The organism is Mycobacterium sp. IEC1808, assembly GCF_002101935.1.
Taxonomy (GTDB): domain Bacteria; phylum Actinomycetota; class Actinomycetes; order Mycobacteriales; family Mycobacteriaceae; genus Mycobacterium.
Map to the genome: position 1 here is coordinate 113,874 of NZ_LQPV01000068.1, position 15,082 is coordinate 128,955.

Genomic DNA, 15,082 nt, shown 5'->3' on the forward strand with positions numbered 1-15,082 from the left:
GCGGCTACCCGTTGCGGCGTAACGTCTTCGACGGCGGCTCGCCGTAGCGTGCGGCGTGGGCAGCGGCGAACCGGCCGAGATTGGTGAATCCCCATCGGTACGCCACCGATGCAACCGTGACCGTCGAGGGGTCGGAGTCCAGCAGCGCTTGGTGGGCCCGGCGCAGCCGCACGTCACGCAGATACGACATCGGCGGCGTTGCCAGATGCCGTTGAAAGCCCTGCTGCAATGAACGGACGCTCGTGTGACAACGAGTCGCGATCTCGGACAGCGTCAACGGCAAATGCGCTTCCTCTTCGATGATTTCGACCGCGGCGCGGATAGCGCGAGGTGCGGCGAGCCGCTCGTGCCCCGACAGGGCGTCACGGTGCGGGTGCTCGGCGGCCAGCAGGAACCCCCGTACCAGGCTCTCCGCGAATGGCAATCCGACCATTGGCTGCCGGAGCAGGCCGTCCGCGCGGAAAAGCTGTTGCTTGAACAGCAACAGCATCTCGATCCAGCTTCGGGTCGATTCCGCCGTGGTCGGCAGCACGGGATTGACGTCGATAGGCGGCGTCACAGGACGACCGAGGGTATCGCTGAGTGCGTCGTGCAACGTGCATGCGTCGATCCGGAAACAGGTCACCTTGGTTGCCGCCACCCAGCGCACGGCCCCCAGGCCATGGGGCGCGTACACGGTGGCGCTGCCGGGACCGGCCGTACTGGGCAAGCCTTGCTGAACCCGTTCCGCGCGGCCCGCTTCCAGCACGAGCACCCGATACGCGCTGCACTCCGCACCGTTATCCATCCAGGTGTCCGAGCCGACCACGAAATCGGACACCGTGACCGCGCCCACCTGGCCGAGCCGCTGAACGACTGAAAACAATTCCGGATCCGTCCTCAGATTCAGGTGTGGGTGACCGCAGCAGGCGAGCGCGAAATCATCGAAACTCTTCGGCGTCCCCCACGCGCACGCGTGCGAAACATGCTCTGCCCCTTTGTTCTCGACATCCTCGGCTTGTCTCGTTTGCATCTGCCTCCCACCCGTGCACGACAACGCTATCCCCATCGATAGTGCCCCCAACCCGCCGACGTGGCGAACCGGCGTCATCCGTCCAAAAGCGTGCGCATTCCGGCCAAAGTGGGCGTGGCGGTCGTCTCATGCGAGGGTCGCCTCGAGCGCGACGTGGCTGCCCGAGCCGCGAACGATGCGCCGCACCGAGAATCCCGCACGCGCCATGAGATCTGACCATTCGGCTCGGCTGCGTTGCCGTCCGCCCACCATCGCAAGCATGATGATGTCGACGGCAGTGCCGGGATCGGGAACATCGGCGTCGGGATCCACCATGTCGATCACCACCAGGCGCGCGTCGGTTGGTGCGGCGGCTTTGACGTTGGCGAGGATCCGCAGGGCGTAAGCGTCGCTCCAGTCCTGCAGGATTGCGGACAAGACGTAGACGTCGGCTGCCGGCACCTGTTCGAAAAAGTCTCCGGCGACGATGTCCACCCGATCATCCAGACCTGCCGCGCGTAGTGTGCGATGCGCCGCCGCGACCGAGGCGGGAAGGTCGTAGACGATGCCGCGTCGTTCGGGCCGGCCGGTGAGCAGCTCGACCAGCAACGAGCCGTCTGCCCCGCCGATGTCGGCGACGACCTCGCCGCCGGGCAGGTCGTAGTTGTCGAGCAGGTCACCGCGTGCACCGCGCGTGAAGCATGCCATCGCCTCGTTCTGTAACTGCGCCAGGTCCGGGTCGTCGTTGATCCACTCGAAGAAGGGTTTGCCAAAGAACGACCGCGCAGCGGGTTTGCCGGTACGCACCGCTTGAAGCAGATCGCCGAACGCGCAGTAGTGCGTTTGCCGAAAGTAGCGGGCCACCTGCCGCAGCGAGGTACCCGAGCCGCCATCGGCGAGAGTACGCCCCAGATCGGTGATCTCGACGGTGCCGGCCCAGATACGGAAAATCCCGTGCTGGGCGAGAAACCGAATGATGCGGCCGAGCGAGTGGGTGTCGGCTCCCACGGTGGCCGCGAGGTCGTCGAGCTGCCGGGATCCGTTCGATAGCGCGGTCGATACGTCGAGCTCCGCGACGGCGAAAACGGCTTGAGACAACGCGAACCCGCTCATCAGCTCAAGCATTTTCGCTGTCGTTGCCCCGCGGTCGGCCATTCTTACTCCTCGTGGTCGCGCCGCAGGAATAACGAGGCTCGAACGGCCGCGGTTCTGTGCCCGCGATCGAGATTCCCGATGAGCGCCATTCGATCTGCCATTTGCCGCGTTCGCGCTCACGGGTGAAGATGGACGGATGCGGGCCTCCTCGCTCATCCGCGACGCAACGGCCCTCGTGTGATGGCGGTGTTCAACGAGAGTGTGCGAGCCAAACTGGATGCCAACCGGCGCAATTGGGATGCGCGGGCACCGATCCACGCGGCAAGCCGGTTCTACGGGATCGGCCACCGCGACCCGGTGAGCTGGTTCGCCGCGTTCGAGTGGCGCGACCTCGGCCCGCTGCCGGGGCGCGAGATCGCGCACCTGCAATGCCATTTGGGCGCCGAGACGATGGCGTTCGCGTTGAAAGGTGCGGCGCGCGCCACGGGCCTCGATTTCTCGAGTGTCTCCGTGCGTGAGGCGCGTCGGGTTGCCCGTGCGGCCGGCTTGGCGATCGACTACGTGTGCGCCGACGTCTACGACGCGGTCGACGCTTTGGGGGCGCATCGATTCGACATCGTTTACACCGGAAAGGGCGCGGTTTGTTACCTACCCGACTTGACGCGTTGGGCCGAAACGGTTTTCCGCCTGCTCGTACCCGGCGGCTTTCTCTATCTCGTCGAGTTCCATCCGCTGCTCAACGCGCTCGGACCCACGCCGACGCCCGGGGTGTCCGATGACCTGACGATCCGCCACGATTATCTCGGTGGGGGGGGTGCCGTCGAACGCGACGGCTCGCACAGCTACACCGACGGCCCCGCATTGGCCGGCGACACGCTGCACTTCGAGTGGCCACACGGGCTGGGGGAAGTTGTCACCGCCGTCGCGGCGGCCGGGTTGTCCGTCGAACGCCTTATCGAGACACGCCAGCTACCGTGGCCGCGCTGGTCGGACATGGTGCGGACGCACGAAGGGTGGTGGGCACTACCGGCCGACGAGCCCCGTTTCCCGCTCATGTACGCGCTCAAGGCCGCCAAATCGCGTAACGGCGATCACCTGATGCCGCCTTATTCGGCGGACCCGGGACACTGAACTGGGCGCACAGCGGGATGGCGTAGTCACGTTCGCGGCGCGATAGTGCCTCCCGCTTGCGCCGACTTCAGCGCCTGCATATCGGCGATGACAACGGTTTGCTCTTCCAGACGAATCCAACCGCGCTGCGCAAACTCACGTAATGCCGAGTCTGCGACGTGCGGAGCCACGCCCACTAGAAGGGCGAAGTCCGTCAATGCCATGTCGTGCTCCACCCGCACCAGTTCGCCGTCCCGGCGACCAAATCGCCTGCTCAGCATCAGCAGTCGGCTCGCGGTGCGGCTTCGAGCATCGGCCAGGGCGAAGTCAACCATTGCGCTCGCCGTCTGTTTCGCCCACCGGGCAAACAGTCGCAACAGTTGTTCGCCGATCTCTGGCCGTTCGGCCATCCAGGTCAGCAGTTGACTGCGCGCGATCGGCACGGCTTCAACCTCCGTGAGTGCCGCGAGGGTGAAACCGCTGGAGTCGGGATCGAAAAGGGTTTTCGCGCCGAATATTTGGGAGGGGCCAAGGATCGTCAGCCCGATCTGGTATCCCTCGGCACGCCGGAAAGTGAGCTCGATCTTTCCGGAGATGATGACGTAGACGTGGCCGTGGAAGCCGCATTGCGCGTCGATAACGTGTCCCGGCGGGAATCGAACGGGCTCTAGGCGCTTGGACAATTCGGATACCACTGCTGGATCGGTCCTGGCGAAGATGCCCGATGCGATCAACGCGTCGTAGACGTCGCCGCTGCCTGAAACTCCCAGCCTGCGCACACCGTTGAAGCTAAAAGGGGAAGCGGCGCCGACCAAGCCGCTGCGCGCAGCCTGCCGGCCGCACTGCGACGACTCTGCGTTATCCGGCTAGCGCGCCACGGAATTCGTCTCGAAGCCCAACCCGGGGTGGGTCATCCGCTCAGCGGCGGGTCACGAGGGCCGGCTCGCGGCAGCGATGACCGCTTCTTCTAACGCAGCGACGAGGTGCCCGATGTCGCGGCGCCGCGATGCCGCAGGCCACACGACCCAGGTGCGGCGGATCAACGGATCGCCCTCCAACGCGTACCAGTGGACGCTGCTCGGCAGCGTGCGGTGCCAATTCGCAGGCGCCAGGGTGAATTTGCCGGTGGCGCTAACTGCCGCCAATTTGACTTCGGGAATGAGGTCTTGTGTGTGTGACTGCACGGATCCCGGATCGACGCCGTGACTGCGCAGGATCGACGTCACCTCGTCATACCAGGCCGGGCTGCCTTCTCGCGGGAATCCCAGCCATTGCATACGCGCGAGGCGGTCCAGACGGATGGGACCGTCCGCAAAGTCGAGGGCGCGCGCGTCTTCGTCGCTCACCAGAACCCCGAGTGGCTCCGCGAAAACCAATGAGGCGTCTAGCGATTCATCTGTGGGGCGTTCCCGCACGAGCCCGAAGTCGAGGTCACCGTTGCGTAGTGCGCGTATCTGCGCGGCGGTCGACATATGCCGCACTTCGACGACGCTTTGCGGGTAGGCCGACGCCATCGAGGCCAGCGCCCCCGAGAGTGGCTCAGCCGGCATCTCCATCGGCACGCCGAGTCGCAGCGATCGCCGCCCATCCGTGGTGTGCGCTGTCATCGCGCTCAGCGCTTGTTCGTAGCGGGCGATGACGGCCCGCGCTTCCTTCAGCAGGGTCAACCCCGCCGCGGTAGGGGTGACACCGACGTTGCTGCGGCGCAGCAACTGAACATCGAGTTGCTTCTCCAACGCTTGGATAGTTTGAGACAGCGTGGGTTGGCTGAGGTGGAGTCGGCGCGCTGCGGCCGACAGGCCACCCTCCTCTACCACCGCGACGAAGACCCGCAGCTGCTCGATGTCCACACCGACATTCAACAACGGAGATGCCTGCGTCGGCGTTATGCCCTTCAGTTTGTGCTAAGCCGGTCAAACCGCGGAGCCGCCGCCGTCGACGTAGAGCGTCGACCCGGTCACGTAGCTGGCGCGTGGCGAGGCCAGGAAGAGCACCGCTTGGGCGATCTCCTCCGGACGCGCGGTGCGGCGCAGCGGCAGCCCCGCGGCGATGTCTTCAATCGATTCGCCCCACTCGGCTAGCACTCCGGGCGTGCGCGTGGGCCCGGGCGAGACGCTGTTCACCCGCACGCCCTGGGCGCCGAATTCGGCCGCCCAGGTCCGCGTCAGCGAAGCCAGTGCCGCCTTGGTGGCGCCGTACACCGACGCTCCAGGCATCCCTTTGACCGCTGCCAGCGAGGTGACATTGATGATGGAACCGCGTCCGCGCTCCAGCATGCCTTTGGCCATCTCGGCGACGAGGAAGTAGGTTGCGCGCACGTTGGTGTCGAACATCGCCTCGAACGAGGCCAGACCCTGCGAGATGGTGGGCGCGACCGGGAACGCACCGGCGTTGTTGACCAGGATGTCCACCTGCCCGGCCTCGCGGGCCAGTGCGGACACCGAGGCCAGGTCGGCCAGATCGGTCGGCACGAACGTCGCCGCGGCGCCGACCTCTTTCGCCGCTGCGGCACCTCGCTCGTGATCTCGCCCGGCGATGACGACGCGTGCCCCCTCGGCGGCCAACAGCTTGGCCACCTCCAAACCGATGCCGGCTGTGCCTCCGGTGACGACGGCTGTATGTGCTTCCAGTTCCAAACTCATAGCCCTATCAAATGCGCGACGCGACCCGGATCATTCATCGGCGCCATACCGATTGACGATGGCGCCGATAGGCGACGCCCATACCCTCCGTTGGCGCAGCATGTCAGGATCCCAAGGCAGCGGACGACAATCGTCTTGCGCGCCTGACAGATCGGGGATAGTGCGGTGCGATGCGTGGAGGCGCTCGAAGCCGTGGCCGCCTACCTGTACGGCACAGCGAACCCAACCAGCAGCGGAGAACTGGAAGACCACATCAAGCAGTGCCATCCCTGCGAGGACTACGTGGCGCGCTTCGCGCACGTCCTGCTAGCCGTCGACGCCATCAGCGGCGACGATCTCAGTCCCCAGGTGCGCAACCGACTTGCCTCCGTCGCGATTCAGCGTTCTCAGCTCCGTCCGGGGTGACGTGAGAGCCGGCTTGCTTGAGTTGTACGAAGTGTCAGGAAGGAGTGCTGGATGCATGTATCGGGTGTTTCGGCGGGACTCGTTGCCGAGTCGTCGTTTTGACCGCGGCCGAGATCACGCGGAGGCTCGCTGACTACCGGGCCTCCGGCGAGGTGTTCACCGCCGATGGGATTTCCTCTTTCGCACTCGATGCCGGTCCGCGAGACGCTCCCACCGTAATGTGCGTGCACGGCGTTCCGGCGTCGGCGTATTTGTATCGCAAAGTCGTGCCGGAGTTGGCTTCGCGCGGTCTGCGCGCCGTCGCCGTGGACTTACCCGGACTGGGATTCGCCGAGCGGCCGGCCGAGGCCGATTACACCTGGACCGGACTCGGCCGGTGGATGCTATCCGCGATTAATGCGCTCGGCCTCGACCGCTTTCATTTGCTACTTCACGATATCGGCGGACCCATCGGCTTCGAGGTGGCCAATGCCGTGCCAGAACGTGTGCTGTCGATGACCCTGCTGAACACGATCATCGAAGTGCAGAACTTCCATCGGCCCTGGCCGATGGAACCGTTCGCGCATCGCGGCGTAGGGGAGGCCTGGCTGGCATCACTCCGATTCCCGGGCACGTTTACGTCGATCATGCGGGCTGTCGGGGTCAGCCGCCACGTTAGGAACGACGAGCTCGGTTGCTGGCTGCCACTGCTGTTCGGAGACGATGGTGGCAAGGCATTCCTGAAGATAATGCGTGGATTTGAGCTCACCGCCGCCAAGCAGCGGTCCTATCTCGATGCGGTTCACGGCCGGCCCTACCCCGTGCAAATCGTGTGGGGGGAACGTGACCGGATGCTTTCGTGGCGGCGTTACGGCATCGCTGCCCAGCGCGCCGCCGGGGTCTCGGACGCAACCTTGTTGCCGGCCAAGCACTTCCTGCAGGAGGACTGCCCCGAAGAGATTGCCGCCGCGGTACACCGTCTCGCGGAAATCGCCGACTGATGCCGATGTCCTTGCGGGTCAAACGGATTCGGCGCACTCGATTTGTAATTCCCGGCAACCAATCGCGTTGGGTAGGTGGTGGGTAGCCACCACGACGGTGCGGTCGGCGGACATAAGACCGTTCGGCCCCAGTAGATCGCACAAGACCCGTTCGGCGTCGGCCGCGTCGAGGTGCTCGGTGGGTTCGTCGAGCAGGACGATCCGGGCGGGTGAGATCACGGCCCGCGCCAACAGCAGCCGTCGGCGCTGGCCCGCCGAGAGCGCCTGCGCACCACCGGTCAACCCGGTGGAGAGGCCTTCGGGCAGTCCGGCGAGCCAGCCGCCCAGGCCGACCCCGCCCAGCGCCGCCAGCAGTTCGTCGTCGGCGCAGTCGCCGCGGGCGACCAGCAGGTTGTCCCGGACCGTGGTGGCGAAGACGTGTGCGTCTTCGGCGAAAAAGCTGACGGCCCTGTGTAGTTCGTCTTCATCGAACCGGCCGATGTCGACACCGTCCAGCGTCACGCGCCCTTCGAGCGGGGGGATCAGCCCGGCGAGCGTCATCAGCAACGTGGTCTTGCCCGAACCGCTGGCGCCGGTGACGGCCAGCCGGGAACCGGGCGGCAGATCGAGCCGCACGCTGGCCGGGTTGCCCGAATCCGCGTGGCCCGAACGGATGTCGACGGACAGCGCGCCGGTGCCGTCGGGCACCGGCTGGCCGGGCTCCTTCGGGCGCTCCGGGGGAGCGAGGTCGAGGAGGCGACGCGCCGCTATCCGCGACCGCGTCAGCTGGACGGCGGCGGCGGGCAGGGGAGTCGTCGCCTCGAACGCGGACAGCGGCAACAACATCAGGACGGCCAACGTGGTGGGCGCGACCGTGTGCGCCAACCCGATCCCGGCCACCGCCGCTCCGAGGACGCTGGCCCCGATCGCCGCGGTGGGCATCGCCTCGGCGATGGCCGCCGGTCGTGCAGCGGCGTCGAGGGCGTCGGCCCAGGCGCGGTGGCGGCGTTGCGCGTCGGCGATGACGCCGGGCAGGGCGCCCGCGACGCGCAGCTCTGGGGCGTGTTCGAGGGCGATCATCGCCGACGTATCACGGTCGGAATGGTGTTGGCGGGCAACCTCTTCCTGCGTCGCGGCGGCCTTGCCCGCCAGTCGCGGGGCAATGTAGCCGGCGATCAGCAGGCACGCCGCCAGCACCGCGGCGGCCGGCAGCGAGATGGCCGCGACGACCGCGGTCGCCGCCAGCGCGAGCACCGCGGCGACGGCGATCGGCACCACCGCGCGCACCAGCACGTTGGCCAGCTCGTCGACGTCGGCGCCCACCCTGGCCACCAGCTCACCGCTGTGCAGGCGGACCGCGGCCGCCGCGGGGCCGCGGGCGAGCCGGTGATAGATCTGTGCCCGGGCGGTGCCTGCCGCCCGCAGCGCGGTGTCGTGGGTGGCCAGCCGCTCGCAGTAGTGCAGCACGCCACGCGAGATCGCGAACGTGCGAACCGCCACGACGGCGACGGACAGGTCCACCACGGGCGGCATCTGCCAGGCCCGCGTGATCAGCCAGGCCGAAACCCCGGCCAGCGCAAGGGCGCTGCCCAGTGACAGCACGCCAAGCGCGACGGCCGCGAGCATTCGTGGCACCCGCGGGCGCAACAGGCCGGCGGTGGCGAGGAGATCAGACCGCGGCATGGCGGACCTCCGCGTCGGCGGCCACCTCGACGACCCGGTCACCGATTGCGACGACGGGTGCACGGTGCCCGACGACCACCACCGTCGCGCCGGAGCGCGCGCGCTCGACGATGGCCCGCAGCACCCGCTGTTCGGTGCGCGCGTCCAGGTGAGCGGTGGGCTCGTCGAGCAGCAGCACCGGGGCCGGCGAGCCGAGTGCCCGGGCCAGGCCCAGCCGTTGGCGCTGGCCCAGCGACAACCCGACGCCGCCGCGGCCGAGCACGGTTTCCATCCCGTCGGGCAGGTCGGCCAGCACGGTGTCGAAACCCGATGCGGCGCAGGCCTCGTCGAGATCGCCGAGCGTTCCCAGCAGGTTCAGGTTGTCGCGCACGGTGCCGGGGACGAGGACCGGCCGCTGCGGCAGCCAGGACAGCTGTCGCCACCACGCGGCGCGGTCCAGGTCGGCGACGTCGGTTCCGGCCACGGTGATCCGGCCGGAGGACGGCGCGGTGAGGCCGGCGATCACCTGCAGCGTGGTGCTCTTGCCGGCGCCGTTGTGCCCGGTCAGCACCGTGACCCGACCGGGCTCGAGCACCGCGGTCAGGTCGCGGGGCGCGTGGCCGTCGCGGCCCAGCACGCTGAGGTCCTCGATGCGGATCTGCTTGCGCCGCGCATCCACGGTCTGGCTTCGCGCCGTCGGTGCCGGGGGCTCGCCGATGAGGGTGAACGCCTTGTCGGCGGCGGTCCTACCCTCTTGGGCGGCATGGAATTCCACGCCGATGCGCCGAAGTGGCCAGTAGACGTCGGGCGCCAGCAGCAGCACGGTCAGACCGGTGGTCAGGGTCATCTCACCGAACAGCAGGCGAAGGCCGATGCCGACCGCGATCAGCGCCACGCCGAGCGTGGCCAGCAATTCGAGCACCAGCGCCGACAGGAAGGCGATCCGCAGTGTCGCCATCGCCGAACGCCGGTGGGCGGCAGCCAGTTCGGCGATCCGGTGTTCCGGGCCGTGGCCGCGGCCCAGCGCGCGCAGCGTCGGGATGCCGGCGATCAGGTCCAGCAGCCGGGCCTGCAGGGTCGTCATGGCCTCCAGTGCCGCCGCCGAACGGTCGGCGGTCGCCATCCCGATCAGCACCATGAAGACCGGGATCAGCGGCAGGGTGATCAGCACGATCACCATCGATTTCGGGTCGTACAGCGCGATCACGGCGACGGTCGCCGGGGTCAAGATCGCGGCGAGCAGCAAGGTGGGCAGGTATCCGGTGAAGTAGGGCCGCAACCCGTCGAGGCCGCGCGTCACCACGACGGCGGCGGCATCGCGCTGCGCGGCGATTTCTGCCGGTTGCCGAGCCGTCACTGCGTCCAGCACCTGCCCGTTGAGGTCGGCGATGACCGCGCCGGCCCCGCGCTGTCCCAGGCGGGCCTGCAGCCAGTGCGTCACCGTGCGAATGACCCACAGCGCCAACAGGATTGACAGGGGACCCAGCCAGGCGCGCAAGCCACGCGCCGGGTGATCGCCGATGACGCGGGCCACGACGCCGGCCAGGACGATCGCTGAGGCGATCGCGCAGCCGGAGATCACCACCCCGCAACCCACCGCGGCGACCAGGTAGCGCCGCAACGCGGTCGACGCCCGCCACAGCCGCGGGTCCAGCGGCGCTCGTGATGCGGTTGCGCTCAGGACGCACGCCTCGCCAGGCCGACGGGGGCCGGTATCCGCTCGGACGAGATCCGTTGCCGGAACACCCAATACGTCCATGCCTGGTACACGACCGTCAGCGGAGCCATGATCGCCGTCACCCAGGTCATGATCTTGAGGGTGTAGGGGGTCGACGAGGCGTTGTAGATCGTCACGCTCCACTGGCTGTTCAGCGTCGAGGGCACCAGGTTCGGGTACAACGAGCCGAACAACAGAATCACCACGGCCGCCACCACCAGGGCGGTACTGGTGAAGGCCCAGCCCTCCGACGCGCGCCGCCACACCAGCAGCACGGCCGCCAGCTGGGCGATGACCGCGACCCCCAGCACGAGCCAGGTCCAGCCCTTGCCGTGCGCCAGCTGCGTCCAAAGCCCAAAGGCCGCAACCAGTCCCGTGGCCGGCAACGACAACCACACGGCGAACCGGTGCGCTTCGTCCCGGATGGTGCCCGAGGTCTTCAACCCGACGAACACCGCGCCGTATTGCAGGAACAGCCCGGCGGTGGCCAGGCCGCCCAGCAGCGTGTAGGGGTTGAGCACATCGGTGATCGACGGGTTGACGTGGCCGGCCGCGTCCACCGGCAGCCCGCGGACCAGGATGGCGAAGGCGACGCCCCACAGGATGGCGGGCAGCCACGACCCGGCGGCGATCCCGAAATCGGCCCAGCGGCGCCATTTCGTGTCGTCGATCTTGCCGCGCCATTCGATCGACACGGAGCGCACGATCATGCCGAACAGGATCGCCAGTAGCGGCAGGTACAGCGTGGAGAACACGGTGGCATACCAGCCGGGAAAGGCGGCGAACATCGCCGCGCCGGCCGTGATCAGCCAGACCTCGTTGCCGTCCCACACCGGCCCGATGGTGTTGAGCGCCGTGCGGCGATGTAGCTCCGGGTCGCCCACGCCGAAGCGGGCGAACGGTTCCATCAGCATGCCCACGCCGAAGTCGAAGCCCTCGAGGATGAAGAAACCGAGGAACAGCATCGCGATGATGCCGAACCACAACTGTTGCAATGCCACCGGTCAGCTCCTTAGTACGCGAACGAAAGTGGCGCCACGTCGTCCTCGCTGGGCGCTTGGGGCGGTGCCGGTTCGGCGTCGTGTTCCTGTGGGCCCGCAGCGACGTAGCGTCTGAGCAGGTAGAACCAGATGACCGCGAGCACCGCGTAGACGAGGGTGAAGGTCACCAGGGATGTGACCACCATTCCGGGAGCGTGGTTGGAGACGGCTTCGTGAACGGTAAACCTCACCTGTTGATCGCCGGTCGGGTTCGGAACGACGATCCAGGGCTGGCGGCCCATTTCGGTGAACACCCACCCGGAGATGTTGGCCAGGAACGGCGTTGGAATGGTCAGCAGCGCAAACCACGAGAACCAGCGCTGGTTGGGCACCCGGTCGCCGCGGGTGAACCACAACGTCGCGAGCGCGAACAGCACCGGAATGGCGAGGAATCCGATCATCGCGCGGAATGACCAGTAGGTGACGAACAGATTGGGCCGGTAGTCGTTCGGCCCGAATCGGTGCTCGAAGTCCTGCTGGATGTTGCGCACACCTTGCAACGTGACACCGCTGGTCTTGCCCTCTGCCAGGAACGGCAGCACGTACGGCACCTCGATCACGCGGGTGATGCTGTCGCAGTTGTTGTGTGTGCCGACGGTCAGGATCGAGAAGTTCGGATCGGATTCGGTGCTGCACAACGATTCCGCAGACGCCATCTTCATCGGCTGCTGAACGAACATCAGCTTGCCCTGGCGGTCCCCGGTGAAGAACAGCCCGACTGCGGCGAGCAGCACCACCCAGCAGCCCAGGATGGCCGCGGGGCGAAACACGTTGCGGGCGTCGGCTTCGGAAAGGGCGGATGCCGGATTGCGCGAACGGATCAGCCACCACGCGCTGACCGCGGCGACGAAAGTTCCGGCGGTTAGTAGCGCCCCCGTCACCGTGTGCGAAAACGCTGCCAGCGCGGTGTTATTGGACAGCAGCGCGAAGATGCTGTTCAGCTCGGCGCGGTGCGTCGTCGGGTTGTAGTGCGCGCCGACCGGGTGCTGCATGAACGAGTTCGCCACGATGATGAAGAACGCGGACACGTTGACACTGATCGCGACAATCCAGATGCAGGCCAGGTGTAGCAGCCGCGGCAGCCGGCTCCAGCCGAAGATCCACAACCCGATGAAGGTGGATTCGAAGAAGAAGGCGAACAGACCCTCCATCGCAAGCGGGGCGCCGAAGATGTCGCCGACGAAGCGCGAGTACTCGCTCCAGTTCATCCCGAACTGAAATTCCTGGACGATGCCGGTGGCTACGCCGATGGCGAAGTTGATCAGGAACAGCTTGCCGAAGAACTTGGTCAGCCGGTACCAGGCGGTGTTTCCGGTTGCCACCCATACCGTCTGCATGACGGCCAGCAGGGGAGCCAAGCCGATGGTGAGCGGCACGAAGATGAAGTGGTAGACGGTGGTGATACCGAACTGCCACCGCGAAATATCGACGACATTCATCTGTCATCTCCCTACTGCGGGTATCTACGACGCAGTGTAGTAGTTATGTGGCGCCGGCGCCACGCCCCAGTTCTTTGGAAGCCTTGCGGATGCCGAATGACGACACGATCTCGAAAACGCCGATTACCACGAACCAGACGCCGACCACGATCGCCAGGGTGACGATGGAGTCGAATGGCGACGCCAGGACGACGATTCCGGCGAGCAGGCTGATTACGCCGATGAAGATCGACCAGGCCCGCCCCGGCAGCACGGGATCGCTGATTGCCGAGACCGTCGTGGCCACCCCGCGGAAGATGAACCCGATGCCAATCCAGATGGCCAGCAACAGGACTGCGTATCCCTGACCGAAATGACGAAATGCCAAGACCGCCAGGATGAGTGACGCCGCGCCGCTGATGAACAGCAAGATCCGGCTTCCCGCCGAGACGTGCAGGCTGAACGCGAAGACGACCTGCGCGGCGCCGGTTATCAACAGATAGATGCCGAACGCGACGGCGGCAGCGAGAATGGAGATTCCGGGCCAGGCCAGGATCACGGCGCCGACGACGAGCGACAGGATTCCGGAGACCAGCGTGGATTTCCACAAGTGCGGCAACAAGCTTGGGACAGGGACGGTTCCAGGCGTGGTTTGCATGGCCGAAGTCTGGCACAAACCGCGGACCGGGGGATAGGGACTTTCGGCTCAGACGCGCGCGGTGCGCGGTTCCTCGGCGGACAGGTCGGCGGGCTCCTCGGTTGCTTTGCGCCCGATCAGATACCAGGTCCGCATCGGGCCCTTGCCCTTGACCTCGATGCTGCCCCGCTCCTGCAGCACGAACTCGTCTTTGAGGCGCTCGTACATCGCCTCGGGCACCTGGATGCGGCCCACCGAGTCGGTGGATTCCATCCGGGAGGCGACGTTGACCGCGTCCCCCCACACGTCGTAGAAGAACCGGCGCGAGCCGACGACACCGGCGACCACCGGCCCGCAGGCCATGCCCACCCGCAGCGGGATCGGCTCACCGTGCGGATCCCTCAGTGCCGCTGCGACATTGGCCATGTCGAGCGCGAAATCCGCCAGGGCGCGGGAATGGTCGGACCGTGGCCGCGGCACGCCGCTGACCACCATGTACGAGTCGCCGCTGACTTTGATCTTCTCCAGGCCGTGCTTGTCCACGAGGGCGTCGAACGCGCCGTAGAGGCGGTCGAGGAAACGCACCAGGTCGGCGGGCGGCGTGCTGCTGGCGCGCTCGGTGAACCCGACGATGTCGGCGAACAGCACCGAGGCGTCGTCGTACTTGTCGGCGATGACGCTGCGGTCGGGCTCCTTGAGGCGCTCGGCGATGCTGGCGGGCAACATGTTTTCCAGCAGCGTCTCGGAACGTTCGTACTGGGCTTCCATGACCGCCTCGGCGCGGGCGGTGTCGCGCAGCGCGAACCACACCGTCACGACCACCATCACGACGCTGGAGACGGCGGTGACGACGAAGCCCGTCGACGTCGCCCAGGCCGGCTGCAGCCCGGTGTTGCGCGGCACGAGAAACTCGACCGCGATGATCAGGCCGGCGGCGATGGCCGCCAGCGCGGACGCCAACACGATGTGTTCGATGCCCAGCACCAGCACGACGATGCACGCGCCGACCAGGAAGAAGAACTGCGATCCGGAACCGGTGCCCACGTCCAGGCAGCTCGCGAAGATGGAGACGTAGGCCGCGCCGATAAAGGTAAGCGGCGCAACCAGTTCCCCGAATCGCTGCAGCCAGGGCACCATCGCGAAGACCATGGCGCCGGCGATGTTGATCGAGCTGACCTGCCAGGTCCAGGAATCGGTCGCGATCTGCACCAGCACGAAGCTGACGCTGACCATCACGGCCAGCCACGAGGTGATCATGAGGATCCGGCCCCGGCGCGCGGCGCTGGCGGCGTAGTGCTGATTCCGGTCGCGGGTCTGCGCCCGCACTACAGCGACGCAGTCCGGGCGGTTCGGTGAGCCTTCTGACCGGGGTGGGGCTCCGCATTTCTTCGCGCCCACGCTCAAAG

14 protein-coding genes are annotated in these 15,082 nt (G+C 67.0%); 3 read left to right on the forward strand and 11 right to left on the reverse strand.

Going from position 1 to position 15,082, the window contains the following annotated elements:
• Window positions 1-4: 4 nt before the first annotated feature.
• Both AWB92_RS26830 and AWB92_RS26835 read right to left on the reverse strand, forming a co-directional pair.
• Window positions 5-1,012, reverse strand: coding sequence for an AraC family transcriptional regulator (locus tag AWB92_RS26830; RefSeq protein ID WP_158090414.1), 1,008 nt, complete (start codon window positions 1,010-1,012; stop codon window positions 5-7).
• 126 nt (window positions 1,013-1,138) lie between these two features.
• On the reverse strand, window positions 1,139-2,146 hold the full coding sequence (locus AWB92_RS26835; RefSeq protein WP_158090415.1) for a methyltransferase: 1,008 nt from the start codon (window positions 2,144-2,146) through the stop codon (window positions 1,139-1,141).
• Window positions 2,147-2,326: 180 nt separating this feature from the next.
• On the opposite strand from AWB92_RS26835, the gene AWB92_RS26840 reads away from it, so the two are divergent.
• The gene (locus AWB92_RS26840; RefSeq protein ID WP_085191082.1) at window positions 2,327-3,217 is read left to right on the forward strand and encodes a class I SAM-dependent methyltransferase; all 891 of its coding nucleotides are present in this window, start codon (window positions 2,327-2,329) and stop codon (window positions 3,215-3,217) included.
• A gap of 26 nt (window positions 3,218-3,243) precedes the next feature.
• On the opposite strand, the gene AWB92_RS26845 is transcribed toward AWB92_RS26840, so the two are convergent.
• From AWB92_RS26845 to AWB92_RS26855, 3 genes are all read right to left on the reverse strand, one after another.
• Complete coding sequence (locus AWB92_RS26845) at window positions 3,244-3,975, reverse strand: Crp/Fnr family transcriptional regulator (protein ID WP_158090416.1); 732 nt, start codon at window positions 3,973-3,975, stop codon at window positions 3,244-3,246.
• A 150-nt stretch (window positions 3,976-4,125) separates the two neighbouring features.
• Window positions 4,126-5,046 carry a LysR family transcriptional regulator gene (locus tag AWB92_RS26850; protein ID WP_085191087.1) on the reverse strand — a complete coding sequence of 307 codons (921 nt, stop codon included), beginning with the start codon at window positions 5,044-5,046 and terminating at the stop codon, window positions 4,126-4,128.
• Between the two features lie 63 nt (window positions 5,047-5,109).
• Window positions 5,110-5,832 (reverse strand): SDR family oxidoreductase, encoded by a 723-nt coding sequence (locus tag AWB92_RS26855; RefSeq protein ID WP_085191400.1) that lies wholly within the window; start codon window positions 5,830-5,832, stop codon window positions 5,110-5,112.
• A 180-nt stretch (window positions 5,833-6,012) separates the two neighbouring features.
• Here AWB92_RS26855 and AWB92_RS26860 point away from each other — a divergent pair, with 180 nt between their 5' ends.
• Window positions 6,013-6,243 carry a zf-HC2 domain-containing protein gene (locus tag AWB92_RS26860; RefSeq protein ID WP_158090417.1) on the forward strand — a complete coding sequence of 77 codons (231 nt, stop codon included), beginning with the start codon at window positions 6,013-6,015 and terminating at the stop codon, window positions 6,241-6,243.
• Between the two features lie 98 nt (window positions 6,244-6,341).
• Complete coding sequence (locus AWB92_RS26865; RefSeq protein WP_085191092.1) at window positions 6,342-7,223, forward strand: alpha/beta fold hydrolase; 882 nt, start codon at window positions 6,342-6,344, stop codon at window positions 7,221-7,223.
• A gap of 18 nt (window positions 7,224-7,241) precedes the next feature.
• Here the strand turns inward: AWB92_RS26865 and cydC are convergent, their stop codons facing one another.
• From cydC to AWB92_RS26895, 6 genes are all read right to left on the reverse strand, one after another.
• Complete coding sequence (gene cydC, locus AWB92_RS26870) at window positions 7,242-8,885, reverse strand: thiol reductant ABC exporter subunit CydC (protein ID WP_085191094.1); 1,644 nt, start codon at window positions 8,883-8,885, stop codon at window positions 7,242-7,244.
• Complete coding sequence (gene cydD / locus AWB92_RS26875; protein WP_241523619.1) at window positions 8,872-10,461, reverse strand: thiol reductant ABC exporter subunit CydD; 1,590 nt, start codon at window positions 10,459-10,461, stop codon at window positions 8,872-8,874. Before cydD ends, cydC begins: the two co-directional genes overlap by 14 nt.
• 80 nt (window positions 10,462-10,541) lie before the next feature.
• On the reverse strand, window positions 10,542-11,582 hold the full coding sequence (gene cydB, locus AWB92_RS26880; protein WP_085191098.1) for a cytochrome d ubiquinol oxidase subunit II: 1,041 nt from the start codon (window positions 11,580-11,582) through the stop codon (window positions 10,542-10,544).
• 11 nt (window positions 11,583-11,593) lie between these two features.
• Complete coding sequence (locus AWB92_RS26885) at window positions 11,594-13,060, reverse strand: cytochrome ubiquinol oxidase subunit I (protein WP_085191100.1); 1,467 nt, start codon at window positions 13,058-13,060, stop codon at window positions 11,594-11,596.
• A 43-nt stretch (window positions 13,061-13,103) separates the two neighbouring features.
• Window positions 13,104-13,715, reverse strand: a complete 612-nt coding sequence (locus tag AWB92_RS26890; protein ID WP_142282333.1) for an HdeD family acid-resistance protein — start codon at window positions 13,713-13,715, stop codon at window positions 13,104-13,106.
• A gap of 30 nt (window positions 13,716-13,745) precedes the next feature.
• Complete coding sequence (locus AWB92_RS26895) at window positions 13,746-15,074, reverse strand: adenylate/guanylate cyclase domain-containing protein (RefSeq protein WP_085191105.1); 1,329 nt, start codon at window positions 15,072-15,074, stop codon at window positions 13,746-13,748.
• Window positions 15,075-15,082 lie beyond the last annotated feature (8 nt).